Annotated in this window: 10 protein-coding genes and 1 riboswitch; of the genes, 3 read left to right on the forward strand and 7 right to left on the reverse strand. The window is 59.8% G+C overall.

The annotated features are described in order from the left end of the window. Window positions 1-13 precede the first annotated feature (13 nt). The 3 genes from ACWORE_RS07545 to ACWORE_RS07555 all read right to left on the reverse strand — a co-directional run bounded on the left by ACWORE_RS07545 (window position 14) and on the right by ACWORE_RS07555 (window position 4,659). Window positions 14-676: an energy-coupling factor transporter transmembrane component T family protein gene (locus tag ACWORE_RS07545; RefSeq protein WP_455303390.1), complete on the reverse strand. Its 663-nt coding sequence runs from the start codon at window positions 674-676 to the stop codon at window positions 14-16. 339 nt (window positions 677-1,015) lie between these two features. Continuing rightward, window positions 1,016-1,705 carry an ECF transporter S component gene (locus ACWORE_RS07550; protein ID WP_406606120.1) on the reverse strand — a complete coding sequence of 230 codons (690 nt, stop codon included), beginning with the start codon at window positions 1,703-1,705 and terminating at the stop codon, window positions 1,016-1,018. A 443-nt stretch (window positions 1,706-2,148) separates the two neighbouring features. Then, window positions 2,149-4,659, reverse strand: coding sequence for an ATP-binding cassette domain-containing protein (locus ACWORE_RS07555; protein WP_455303391.1), 2,511 nt, complete (start codon window positions 4,657-4,659; stop codon window positions 2,149-2,151). A 90-nt stretch (window positions 4,660-4,749) separates the two neighbouring features. Beyond that, window positions 4,750-5,025: riboswitch (cobalamin riboswitch) on the forward strand. Window positions 5,026-5,061: 36 nt separating this feature from the next. On the opposite strand from ACWORE_RS07555, the gene metE reads away from it, so the two are divergent. Next, a complete protein-coding gene (gene metE, locus ACWORE_RS07560) occupies window positions 5,062-7,491 on the forward strand; it encodes a 5-methyltetrahydropteroyltriglutamate--homocysteine S-methyltransferase (RefSeq protein ID WP_455303393.1) in 2,430 nt (809 codons plus the stop codon). A gap of 90 nt (window positions 7,492-7,581) precedes the next feature. On the opposite strand, the gene ACWORE_RS07565 is transcribed toward metE, so the two are convergent. Continuing rightward, complete coding sequence (locus tag ACWORE_RS07565; RefSeq protein WP_406605049.1) at window positions 7,582-8,568, reverse strand: nucleoside hydrolase; 987 nt, start codon at window positions 8,566-8,568, stop codon at window positions 7,582-7,584. A gap of 137 nt (window positions 8,569-8,705) precedes the next feature. Here ACWORE_RS07565 and ACWORE_RS07570 point away from each other — a divergent pair, with 137 nt between their 5' ends. Next, on the forward strand, window positions 8,706-9,008 hold the full coding sequence (locus tag ACWORE_RS07570) for a DUF6506 family protein (protein WP_296137925.1): 303 nt from the start codon (window positions 8,706-8,708) through the stop codon (window positions 9,006-9,008). Window positions 9,009-9,069: 61 nt separating this feature from the next. Next, window positions 9,070-9,930 (forward strand): lipoyl protein ligase domain-containing protein, encoded by an 861-nt coding sequence (locus ACWORE_RS07575; RefSeq protein WP_455303394.1) that lies wholly within the window; start codon window positions 9,070-9,072, stop codon window positions 9,928-9,930. A 45-nt stretch (window positions 9,931-9,975) separates the two neighbouring features. Here ACWORE_RS07575 and ACWORE_RS07580 read toward each other — a convergent pair whose 3' ends face one another. Genes ACWORE_RS07580 through ACWORE_RS07590 form a run of 3 tightly spaced genes read right to left on the reverse strand, consistent with a single transcriptional unit; the run spans window position 9,976 to window position 13,312 of the window. Next, window positions 9,976-11,283 (reverse strand): dihydrolipoamide acetyltransferase family protein, encoded by a 1,308-nt coding sequence (locus ACWORE_RS07580; RefSeq protein ID WP_455303395.1) that lies wholly within the window; start codon window positions 11,281-11,283, stop codon window positions 9,976-9,978. A 10-nt stretch (window positions 11,284-11,293) separates the two neighbouring features. Further along, window positions 11,294-12,316 (reverse strand): alpha-ketoacid dehydrogenase subunit beta, encoded by a 1,023-nt coding sequence (locus ACWORE_RS07585; protein ID WP_455303396.1) that lies wholly within the window; start codon window positions 12,314-12,316, stop codon window positions 11,294-11,296. Between the two features lie 39 nt (window positions 12,317-12,355). After that, on the reverse strand, window positions 12,356-13,312 hold the full coding sequence (locus ACWORE_RS07590; protein WP_455303398.1) for a thiamine pyrophosphate-dependent dehydrogenase E1 component subunit alpha: 957 nt from the start codon (window positions 13,310-13,312) through the stop codon (window positions 12,356-12,358). Window positions 13,313-13,593: the final 281 nt, after the last annotated feature.

Raw genomic sequence — 13,593 nt, forward strand, 5'->3', positions numbered from 1 at the left:
GCTCTAACCCGCTCTACCCTGCGATCCCCCACACCCAGGCCGCGCACATCACCGCGACCATCCCGTAACGGACCACACGCTCCCACGCGCGATCCCGGACGGGATACAGCACCGTCCGCTGCCCCGGCTGGGCAATCCCCGTTCGCGACAACGGCCGGGACCGCTGCGCCGCATCCGTCACCAGCCCCACAACCAGCGGAATGACCAGCTTCCTCCGTTGCGGCTTCACGCCCCTCGATCGCTGAATCTGCTGGATGGTCCTCATTCGCGACGTCGCCAGCGGGATCAACCGGACGACCGAGCCCACCACATACACAATTGGCGCCGGCAGCCACGTTTGCAGGGCGCGCATGAGCGCATCCGGGTTGACTAGCGAACCAAACATCACGCCGCAGCCCACCACCGCAGCGAAACGAAGGCTCAGCGCGGCAGCCGTCGACCATGAACCAAAAAGGCCGTACATCAGCGAAAATGACACACACGCTGGGATGATGATGGTGACGGCGGCTAGGGTCGCTGCCTTGTTCCTAATCATTAGCGACGCCACCACGGCGACACCTACCCCGATAGCCGATGCCCACGGCGCGTTGAGCACCGTGACGCTCACCATCAGGCAGGCGGCGGTCACGAGCGGGGTGTACGGGTGGATGTCGGGCTCCTTAGGGTGTTGCGGCATGGGGTGGGGGCTGTAGGCGGTCCTGGGGCTCTAGCCGGTTGGGCGTGAGGAAATCGGGACCAACGGCGTCGGCAATTACGAGGCTAGACCGCAACGCTATCCCGGGACCACAAAACTGCGGGGGTATATGGGAGGCCAGGAAAAGTGCGGGGGAACATGGTCAAAAACGGCCGAAAAAGACCCATATTCCCCCGCAGTTTTGGTGGGAGAGGTCGATATGCCCCCGCAAAATTCGGGCACGAATATGAGACGGGCCGCTGTGACCTTGGCTCACTGCCTCGCGCGGCTTTCACCAAGGACTTTCCAACGAAACGCGGAGCCAGGGTTTCTCACCAACCCCTACGACTTTTTCGTCGAAAATGAGCGGATTGTTCGAAGCGGAAGGGCCGCAATAATCGCCGCTACCAGCGTAAACACGATCACCTTATCGATCGGATCCGAGGTCAGCGACTGCAAATAAACGGCCGTCATGGGGCTGAATCCGAGCCCGCGGTACGCCGTCACCAAGAGACCCGTGCCCGTACCAGCCGTCCCGCCGAAAATGAACGACGCCACCGGCGCCGCCATCAACGCGGACAGCAAACCAACGAACACGCCGGCAATCGGGGGAACCCAGCGCTTCGTCCACGGCACCAGGCCCGCGAGCAAGCCAATCATGGCGTAATCCGCCGCAAAGGGGACGACGGTCGGGTTGAAGGTGCCCCAGATCAGAGCCGACAGCACACCCGTCGCCATACCGGCCTGCGGACCAGCAAGGGCAGCGATCAGAACCGTCCCAATGGAGTCCAGATATAGAGGGGCCGGCAATGGCATCGTGCCGATTACCTGCCCGACCACGATGTTAATGACCAACGCCGCAGGTAGCAGGGCCAGCGATCGCGACGGCAGCTTGGGCACAATCCCAATCAGCGCGATCAGCGCACTCACACCGAAACCGGCCAGCGCGATGATCGACCCCTTACCATCGGCAAGCGACTCCCAGGGATCGTCGGGCTGCATCAGGACCAGCGTCAACCACGTCGCCGCCATGATGAGAATCGCGATGGCGGTGCACACATTCGCGGAGTTGAAGACGCGTCGCTTGAGGGTGTTCGACGCTGTACCTTGTTTGTGGCCAGTGTGGTCTGGTGACGTAGTGGGCTCGACGGGGCCGTTGGTGCTCATAGGTTCTCCGTATCCGGCACATTCTCGGACTGATTATGCACGTGCGGCACGTCAAACGCGGCGCAACTGTGCAGGTAGACGTGCTTCGCTTTGCCAAGCACGTTTTCGGCAGCTTTCCACGCGTTTCCGCGCGGCTGCTGGTACAACGCTCTATGTCACCTCGAGCTGTCAATACTTTAACCCATTCGAACCCCAGCCCCGGAAACCCGTGTTGACCTCGGGGCTTATCTATTGCCGACGGGTGTGCAGTAGGAATTCGGGGCGCACGCAAGAAGTATGCGGCGGAGCACACCACGAACGCTCCAACGTCACGCCCACACAGCCTCCCGTAAATACCGCCCCGTCAATCCGGGCTCCTTCTGCTCGACCAACTCCCGCGGCGTGCCCTCAAACACGACCTGGCCACCCTCGTCACCCGCGCCCGGCCCCAGGTCAATGAGCCAATCCGCGTGCGCCATCACTGCCTGATGATGCTCCACAACCACAACGCTCTTACCCGAATCCACCAACTTATCCAGCAGCGCTAACAACTTATCGACGTCCTGCATATGCAGCCCATTCGTCGGCTCGTCCAGAACGTAGACTCCGCCGTCGTCGGCCATGTGTACTAATAACTTGAGGCGTTGGAGTTCGCCACCGGATAGCGTCGACAATGGTTGGCCAATAGTCAGATAGCCCAAGCCGACGTCGGATAGCCGACGAAGGATCGCAACCGCGCTCCGAACCTTCGCTTCTCGACAGAACGGGAGGGCCTGGTCAACGGTCATCGCCATGACGTCGGCGATGGTGGAGCCGCCCAACGTGTAGTCCAGGACCTCCGCCGAGAAGCCCCGGCCGGCGCAGTCTTCGCAGGTAGAGCTGGTGCGCCCCATCATTCCGAGGTCGATGTCGATGATTCCCAGGCCGTGACACGACGGGCACGCGCCTTCAGAGTTGGCGCTGAACAGCGACGGGGTGACGTTATTTGCCTTTGCGAATGATTTGCGGATGGGGTCCAGCATGCCGGTGTACGTGGCGGGGTTGGAGCGACGGCCGCCCTTGATCGGCGACTGATGAACGTAGACGAGGCGCTGGTCGAGGGTGGTGGTGTTGCCGTCGGAACCTCCGCCGCGGGCACTGGTTTCACGAGAAGCGCGCTCGCGGGAACCACCGTCCTCAGCGCTTCGACGCCGCAGCTCGATCATCAGTGAACTCTTCCCGGAGCCGGCCACGCCAGTCACAGCCACAAGCTCCCCCAGCGGAATCGACACCGTAACGTCGTCGAGATTATTCAACGAAGCATGGTCGATGGTGATCTCGCCGGTCCGCTGCCGGACAGTATCCTTCACACGAATGGAATCGTGCAGGTGGATGCCCGTCGCGGTCGAGCTCTCACGCAGCTGCTCCACAGTGCCCTCGAAGCACACCATCCCACCGTCCTTGCCCGCGCCCGGCCCCATATCAATCACATGATCCGCGATCGCAATGGTTTCCGGCTTATGCTCCACGACGAGCACCGTGTTTCCCTTGTCCCATAGGCGCAGGAGCAGGGCATTCATGCGCTCGATATCGTGCGGGTGCAGGCCGGCGGTGGGCTCGTCGAAAATATAGGTAGCATCCGTGAGCGCCGAATTCACGTGCCGCACCATCTTGGTCCGTTGCGCTTCACCACCGGATAGCGTCCCCGCGGGGCGGTCGAGCGACAAATACCCCAAACCACTATCGACGAATGTATCCAGCATCGCCAGCAGGTTCTCAATAACCGGCTTCACCTGGGGCTTGTCGAGCGACGCCACCCACTCGGCCAGCTCGTTGATCTGCATTCCTGCGGCGTCGGCAATAGAGACTCCATCGATTGTCGACGTTCGAGCCCCCTCATTGAGCCGGGTGCCGTGGCAATCGGGGCATGGCTTGTATGTCACCGCGCGGTCGACAACCTCGCGAATATGCGGCTGCATAGATTCGCGATCTTTCGACAGCATCGAATTCTTAAGGTGTGGAACTAAGCCTTCGTATGTTCTGTTGACGTTATTGATTTTGATGCGTTCCGGCTCACGATAAAGAAAATCTTGCATCTCTTTATCCGTGAAATCCTTGATGGGTTTGTCCCCATTGACGAACCCTGATTCCACAATTTGCCGAACTGACCATCCCCCAGCTTTGTAACCAGGAATGGTTAAAGCGCCATCATTAAGGGAAAGCGCGTCGTCGAAAAGCTCGGTCAACTTTAAATCAGTGACAGTTCCCATGCCTTCGCAGGTCACGCATTGCCCGCCGATCACAGTGAACCGTTTGGCCTTACCTTTTTTCTGCCCCGCTTTCTTGATTGCGCCGCCGCCCGTCACCGTCGGCTGATTAAATGAATATGCCTTAAGCCCACCAATATGAGGTTCGGCAACACGGCTAAATAACAACCGTAAATAAGCCAAAGCATCGGTAACAGTGCCGACGGTGGACCGCGGACCACCACCCAACGACGACTGATCCACACTGATGGCCGCCGTGATCCCCTCAATACGATCAACGTCGGGCCTGCTGGGAGCTTGCATAAACCCCTGCACAAACGCGTTATACGTCTCGTTAATGCTGCGCTGCGCCTCCGCGGCGATCGTGCCGAACACCAGCGAACTCTTGCCCGACCCCGACACACCGGTAAAAACGGTGAGCTTCCGTTTCGGGATATCGACGGTGACATGGCGCAAATTGTTTTCCGACGCCCCGACGACGCGAATGACATCGTGCAATTGCTGAGCACTGTTTGAATGAGCGCCGGCTGAAGGGGCTGCAGTTCGTGTCGACGTGTTCTGAGTAGCCACCCTCTTCACTGTAGTTGCACCCATAGGTCTAAAAAGGTTTCCTAATGCCGCGAGTGATCCGCGCCACTGCGTACGCCACGTCATCCCACCGTTTACGATAGATAACGCGATAAGTTCTTCTGCCCCGCGAATGGCATTGGCCCTCTCGTGGAGCAGAAAACCCAGGGAATCCGGTGAGAATCCGGAACTGTCCCGCAGCGGTATGTGAGAAAACCAAACGACACGATGATGCACTGGTGACCTCCCCGCCCCGGAGAGAACTGGGAAGCAGTGTCAATCAGGTTCCGCCCCGGATGACCACACCCTCACGGCCATCAGGAACAGCGCACCCAATCAGGCGCCAGCGGAGTGCTCACGAGTCCGAATACCTGCTTATCGTCGCGGAGCCCGCCGGGCCCGTGTGTCCACCACTGACGAGGATCAGGAATGACATTCACAACACTTGGCGTGCCACGCATCGGTCCACGCCGCGAACTCAAACGCGCTTGCGAAAAATACTGGAAATCGGGATCAGCGGGTGGAGAGGATGCAGCCCACGAGCGGTCAGCCCAAGAACATGCTTCCCACCTGGCCCGCACTGCCTGGGAACTCACTACGAAATACACACAGAACCTCGCCTCAGCCGGCATGGCATCCGTTCCCACCTTGGGACGCAGCTACTACGACGCCGTGCTGGACATGAGCGCCTACCTCGGCGTCCTCCCCGCACGATTCAACACAATCCCCGACCACACAATCCCCGACCGTGAGCCAACGATGTCGATACCCGATCGACTACCGCGCGATGTTGATCGTCGCTTCGCCACCGCCCGCGGGACGTCGGATCTTCCCCCGTCGGCAATGACCAAGTGGTACGACACCAACTACCACTACATCGTTCCTGAGCTCAGCGTCGACACGAAGTTTGATCTGACTATCGACGATTTTCTTGCCGACGTCACCGAGCTGCTGAAGACCGCCAACGTGCGACCCGTGTTAGTCGGCCCGTTCACCTATCTGACCTTGGCTGACCACGCAGCCGACGATGACCTCGACGGCCTGTGGCAACCGCTGATCGATGCCTATGTGGAATTCATCACGCGCTTGGGTGCCACCGGGGTGGAATGGGTGCAGCTGGACGAGCCGCAATTGACGTGCGACGTCACCGACGCCGATGCCGATCGCGTCCGGTCCGCCTACACGAAGCTCGCCGAGGCAGCCGGAAAAGCCGACGTCAAACTGCTCGCCGCCACCTACTTCGGCCCCGGCGATCATGCCCTCGCTGCGCTGAAGGGCACTGGCGTCAACGGCATCGCCGTCGACCTCATACCGAGCCAACAAACCCCCACGCGGAGCGCCACCAGCAGTAGCAACGCCCGCGGGGACGCGGCACAAGATGACGCCGTCCCGTCCTGGCTCGATGCATGGACAGGCGAGGAAACACTCGTCGCGGGAATTGTCAATGGCCGCAACGTCTGGCGCACCGATATCGAACAAGCGTTGCGCACGCTCAAAGAACTAGCCGAGCGCGGGCCGGTGGTGGCCTCGACGTCGTGCTCCCTCCTCCATGTCCCGTATCGCCTCGGGCGCAACGCCGACGGCACCGACGCGCAAGAAAGCAGCTCCGAACCTGGACTGCCCGTCGATGTCCGCAATCGGTTAGCTTTCGGCGAGGAGAAAATACAAGAACTTGCCGTACTCCACCGCGCCCTAGCGTCGGCAAGCACCCCGGACGACGAGCACTACATTGCCGCATCGAGCCAAGCGTTATCCGAGGGCCTGCCTACTAATGACGATGTCCAACGGCGGCTGAGCTCGATCACCGACGACGATCGACACCGCGTTCCGTACAGCGACAGAACAGGCCCGTCGCTACCCATCCTTCCCACCACGACGATCGGATCCTTCCCCCAAACGTCGGCGATCCGTCGCGCGCGGAAAGACAAATGCGACGGCACCATCACGCAGGACGAATACACCGCGCGGATGGAAGACGAAGTGCGGTCCACCATCAAGGCCCAGGAAGATCTCGGCCTCGATGTCCTCGTTCACGGCGAGCCTGAGCGGAATGACATGGTGCAGTACTTCTCTGAACAACTGGACGGGTACTGCTCCACCACGAATGGCTGGGTTCAGTCCTACGGGTCGCGGTGCGTGCGCCCACCCATTGTGACCGGCGACGTGTCCCGGCCGTCACCATTGACGACGCACTGGTTCCGCGTTGCCCAGGACGCTACCAACAAACCGGTGAAGGGGATGCTCACGGGGCCGGTCACGATGCTTGCGTGGTCATTCGTTCGTGAAGATCAACCCATGTCCGTCACTGCCGACCAGGTGGCGCTCGCGCTGCGCGATGAGATAGATGATCTTATTCAGGCCGGCGCGCGCATTATTCAGGTCGACGAACCTGCCATTCGCGAACTCCTCCCCCTACGCAAAGCTGACCACGATGCCTATACGACGTGGGCGACGCAGGCCTTCCGATTGGCAACGTCGAATGCTGGCCCGGATATCCACATCCATACTCATATGTGTTACTCACAGTTCAATGAGCTCATCGATACGATCATCGACTTGGATGCCGACGTCACCACCATCGAATCGGCCCGCAACGGCATGAAGGTACTCAAAGCTCTCCGCGACGCCGGGTTCTCCCTCGGCATTGGCCCTGGTGTGTGGGATATTCACTCGCCCCGCGTGCCGTCGGTCGACGAAATCACGACACTTATTCGCGACGCTATCGATGCCGTCGATGTCGAGCCTCTATGGGTTAATCCCGACTGTGGCCTGAAGACGCGGGCGTGGCCCGAGACGACCGCATCACTGCGCAACATGGTTGAGGCCACCCGGAGCGTTCGGGCGGAATTGCGTGGCTGAGCTGCCATTATGTGGCTACGAGTGTACTGTGGAGGCGCTGTGAGGGTATAGCCCGGCGGGCCGGTTCTCGGGATCTGCTGTCGGGACCCGCTATCGCGATGGAGTGAGAGTGGCGAACACGCGCTGTGTTTCGGCTCTCACTTCGTCGGGATCGACGGAATCGAGAACGTGGATCATGGCGGACTCACCCCGCTTCCCATCAGCCGGCGCCACCGTCGTTATCGCACCCCGGTCATCGGGCACGGCGGCTAGCGCTTTGTCAGCAGTTCCGTAATTGACCGCGTCGAGGGCCACCATGACGGCAAGCAGGTCATGGACCTGGGCACAATAACCAATCCCCTCCTTGTCGTGGAACTCGAAGTAAAAACGCAGCGCATCCTTCACAAGCGTGCCCACCTCGCCCGGCAAATCCCACCACGCGATGTCATCCGGCGTGACCATGATCGTTTCCGTCACACCCAGGTGACACAGGGTGACATCCCAACCACGCTGCCGAGTTTCGTCCAGCGTCATCGCCACTGCGTCGGGGTCGACCCAAAAATTCCACTCCGCCGTGGGCGTCGTATTTCCTCGATAATCGACGGCACCGCCCATGATCGTCAGCGAATCGAACCGCGACACCAGCTCAGGATTCATCGCTACCGACGTCAGCGGGCCCGTCGCGACGAGATCCGCCGGACCGTGCTGAAGAGCAGCTTCCCACACGTCAGTCGTCGTCAACGTACGGGAAGTGGTCGACCTATGGTCGGTGGATTCACCATCATCCACCGACAACCGATCACCAACCTCACGCGGCGGACGAGCGTATCCGAGACCGTAATCGCCATGAGTTTCGGGAGTGGTGGTCAACGGGATCGAGACCGGCGCAGCGGGCCCCACCCCAACGGGAATGTCAGAGCATCCGCACAGGTCAAGCACCCAACGCGTGTTCACGGCGACGTTATCGACGGTCGTGTTACCCGCGACGGTGGTCACTCCGGCTAACTCGATTTCCCCAGCGTGGTGCCGTGCTGCGAGATAAATCAGCGCGAGCATATCGTCAATACCCGTATCAACATCCGCTACAAGTCTGCGCATAACAACCCCTTTAGTCGTTTAACACTCAACACACTTTTTAGAGAGAATACGCACGCCATAGAGCGATAGAATGTGGCCAGGTTCGAGAAATCCCAGCCTGTATATCAGCCCAGCCTCTACACCTACGGAGTACCACCATGGCTCTCAAAGCTGCATTCATGTTCGTCGACACCGGCGCCGACCCCGCCACCAACCGGTCGACCGTCACAACTCCAGGCGTCGAACTCCTCACGGTGGCGGTCAACGACTACGCCCAAGCTGAAGACGTGGCATCGAAACTCGCCGACGAAGGATACGTCGCTATCGAATTATGCGGCGGGTTCGGCATCGAAGGCGTCGCACGTGTCAAGAAAGCCGTTCCCGACACGGTAGCCGTCGGGGTTGTGCGATTCGACCACCACCCCGGCCTCGGACACAAGAGCGGAGACGAGCTTTACTAAGCTCGAAGCACCACTCCAAGTCCAGCGATACCCCCAATCCCGCCGATGTGATCGCACCATCATGTTCACGACGACGCTATGGCGCCTCACCAGCCACGACCCGCTCCATAACCTGGCCTTCGAACGCTATCTGTTCGACTCGCTGGGGCAGAAAGAAGCGGCCGTCCTCATGTGGCGCAATAGCCCCGCCGTCATGATCGGACGAGCACAAAATCCCTGGTACGAAGCAAATACCGAGTTTCTCCACAGCCACCACATCCCGCTATTCCGTCGGATCAGTGGCGGCGGAACCGTCTACCACGACCTAGGAAACCTGAACTTCACGTTCATGGCATCCAAACCGTACTTCTCGCGGGACCTCCCCATCACGATCGTGCGCGACGCCCTACAGTCACTTGGCTGCGACGTGTATGCCGACCCCCGTCGATCAATCTTCCTCCAGAGCAACGGCAGCGCCTTTAAAATCACGGGCTCCGCTATCCGTGAAACTCTCACCCACGGTCTGCTCCACGGAACAATTCTTGTCGACGCTGACCTCGCCATGCTTCACGAAGCCCTCCGAGCCCATGACCCGCATGTGCACGTCAATGGAATCCCGTCGGTCCCCTCCCCCGTCACCAATCTGCCAAATGTGGCTATCGACGCTGTGCAGACAACGGTTCACGAGCACTTTGCCGCACACATGAAGCGCGAGGGCGTTGTCATGTACCGAACCGCCCATGCCGACGATTACGCGTACCAACTACGCCCCCACCTTGACACGCAACGCAGCTGGGAATGGAATTACGGCCGGACACCGCATTTCAGCTACCGCAATGGCGCCATTAGCGCTGATATTCGCCACGGAATAATCACGGACAGCAGCGCCACCAGCATCGTCGGCAAGCGTTACAGTCCACGCCTCATGGCTGGCCCTTCCTAGACACTCGATAAAGGGCCAGCCATAACGCGACGCTTAACCCGACGTTTACAGCAGAACCCGATACGGCTCCGCCACCACGTCGGCCAAGGTGCTGAGGAACTCCGCACCCGTACGACCGTCGACAGTTTGATGATCGATAGTCAAACTCAACGGTAGCTCGACTACTTCCTCAATCTCGCCCTCACCGTTTAAGGTCAGGCGCGTGCTCTGCGCGCCCACCCCCAGGATCGCGACCTCCGGCACGTTAAGCACCGGGGTGAAATACTCGATCCCGTCGGTCCCGAGGTTCGTAATGGTGAACGTTCCGGGGGCGAGGGTGTCGATATCGCCGTTCCGCGCGCGATCAACACGATCGTGGAACACGGTCTTCAACTGCGATAACGATTGGCCAACGACGTTCGGAACCGTCGGCACGGCCAAACCATCGTCCAGGGCCACAGCTACACCGATGTTGATGTCGTCGCACTGCTCATACTCGTGGCCGTCGTAATGCGCATTCAGCAAAGGATGCTTTTGCAAGGCGATAGCCACCGCCTTGATCAGCAGCACATTCATGCTGAGCGCCTTGGCCTCATCACCAGGGCCGATGTTGCCCTTGATCTCAGACACCGTGGCCAGCAGGTCCGTCACGTTGACCTTCCGGTGCAATGTCAACTGCGCTGTGGAATGCAAACTATGCATCATGTTCTGCGCGATGATCTTGCGCATACCGGTCAGGCCTTCACCAGCCGTCACCGGCGCGGCCACTACACCACTTGCCGACGCCGCCCCATCCGACGCCTCCTGCGAATCCGCATCGCCCGACGGGCGAGCCTCGATATAGGCCTTCATGTCACGCTTCGTGATCCGCCCGTGACCACCCGTGCCCTTGACTTTCGAGTAGTCGATGCCATGCTTCTTGGCCATTTTCTCTGCGACTTTAGAGATAAAGATGCGCTTGCCATCGCCACTCGTGTCGCGGTTCGCACGCCGAGCACCAGCCTCGGCGTCATTCTCATCGGCGGATTCAGCGGCACCACCAGCACCGCCAGCACCAGCGTTACCAGCACCCGACGAAGCACACGGGGCATCATCCGCACCGGCAGGGCCCGTCGCAGCTGCAGAAATAGTTTCACCAGCGTCGCCCACATAGGCAATCGGCGTTTTCACCGCCGTCGAATCCCCTGCAGCCACGACGATTTTCAGCAGCGTACCGTCGTCGTCGGCTTCAACATCTCCGGACAGCTTCTCCGAGCTAATCGAGCACAGAGCTTCGCCCTTCTTGACGGCGTCACCTTCGTTTTTATACCACTCGTCAACTAGGCCTTCCGTCATGGTAAGGCCGAGCTTAGGCATCAATACTTCTGTTGCCATGATCGTTTCCTTACTTCTTGAGGTCGAAGATCAGCTCGTCGGCTTCCTCCATGATGCGCGCAGCATCGGGGATATAGAGCTGTTCCAAATTGGAGGCAAACGGCACCGGAGTATTGGGCGCGGTCACCCTCTTGACGGGGCCGTCCAAATAGTCGTAGGCCTCGTCGGACACGACCGCGGCGATGTCAGTTGCCGTGTTGTTATGCGGGTTCGCCTCATCGACGACAATCAACCGCCCGGTCTTCCGGACGGATTCCAGCACAGTTTCTTGATCCCACGGGGCCACCGTCAGCAGGTCGATAAGCTCAACACTTATTCCCGACGACGCCAGCTGGTCGGCGACCTCGATGCCCTGGTACAACATCTTCCCGATGGTGACGATGGTGAGGTCCTCGCCTTCGCGAACAACGTCGGCCTTGCCCAGCGGGATCGTGTAGTAGTCCTCCGGAACCTCGCCTTTCTGCGCATATAGCGTCTTGTCCTCGGAAAACACCACAACGTTGTCTTCCTCGATACTCGACAGCAGCCCTTTGGCGTTGTACGGCGTCGACGGGACAACGACCTTGATACCGGGGATAGCGCCCAGCAGGCCGTAGTACGAACCCGAGTGCTGGGCCGCGGCGGAGGCGCCCGCACCATGCATCGTGCGGACCGTCAGCGGCAACTTCGCTTTACCGCCGAACATGTACCGCATTTTCGACGCCTGCCCGAGCAGCGTGTCGAAGCAGAAACCTAGGAAGTCATTGAACATGAGCTCGGGGACGGGGCGAAGCCCTGTGGCCGCCGCGCCGACCGCGATGCCCATATATCCCATCTCTGAGATAGGCGTGTCCTTGACGCGCTTTTCGCCGAACTCCTCGATGAGCCCTTTGGTGACGCCCATCACGCCACCCCACGCACCATCACCATTCAAATGTTCTACACCGTGACCACCTGCAAGGTCTTCGCCTAACAGCATCACACGATCGTCTGCGCGCATTGCCTGGGCGAGCGCTTCATTAATGGCCTTCATGAAGCTAATTTCACGTGCCATGACTATGTACTCCTCTCTTAGTTAATCGGCTCTAGTGAGTTAGGCGAAGACGTTGCTTAACAGGTCTTCAGGGTCAGGAATGGGGCTCTTCTCTGCGAATTCGATCGCATCGTCGATACGCTTTTCGCTGGCCTTTTCAATCTCGTCGGCCTTTTTCTTGCAGAGCCACCCCTTCTCAATCGCGTCGTCACGGAAGCGCGGGATCGGATCCAGATCGGCGAACTCCTTCTCAGCACCTTCCGTGGCTTTATACGCTTGCTCATCGCCTTCAAAGTGGCCGTACTTGCGGTAGGTGCGGCATTCGATGAGGCTGGGGCCTTCTCCCTTGCGGGCACGCTTGATAGCGTCGCCGACCTCGTCGTAGACCTCGATGACGTTCTTGCCGTCGATGACTTTGCCGGGCATGTCGTAGGCGGCCGCCCGCTGGGCGATCGTTTCGCTGGCGCAGGCGTAATTCTGCGGGGTGGCCTCGCCAAACATGTTGTTTTCACAGACGAAGACCACCGGGAGTTTCCAAATTCCGGCCATATTCAAGGCCTCGTGGAACACGCCTTCGTTCGATGCCCCGTCACCGAAGAAGCACACGGCGACCGCGTCGGTACCCAAATATTGGTTCCGTAGGGCCGCGCCGGTGGCGAGCGCGAACCCACCACCGACCATGCCGTTCGCGCCGAGCATGCCGGTGTCGATGTCGGCGATGTGCATCGATCCGCCTTTGCCGCCGCATAGGCCATCTTTGCGGCCGAAGATCTCGGCCATCATGCGGTTCAGGTCACACCCCTTGGCGACGCAGTGCCCGTGTCCACGGTGCGTCGAGGTGATGGAATCTTCCTCCGTCAGGTGTGCGCACACACCCACCGCAACAGCTTCCTCACCTGCATAAAGGTGAACGAAGCCAGGGATTTCCCCTTTTGCGAAAAGTCCGTGAACTCGATCCTCAAAGTTGCGGATGTCGTTCATCTTGTTATAGATCCACTCTGCGGTCGATCTTTTCATAACGCCCTCCTCTTGGCCGGCTGGCATGATTCCTCATGCCAGGCCACGTATCGCTCGATATTGACTTGTCACGACGGTCGTGTGCGGGGAGGTCGTGCTTGTCGCCGATCTTTCGTGCCGACGTGTGACGACGCTGCTATGCATTGGCCCTGCTCCGTGATGTCCTATCTGGACGGGTCAGGACACCGCGTCGTAGCACTAGCCACTGCCACATGGATCACCACGTGATGACGTCGTGAAGCAGGCAGCTTCCATCGCTCCACATGACGAACTTCCTCTAT

It is taken from the genome of Corynebacterium sp. c7Ub_26 (assembly GCF_053760365.1).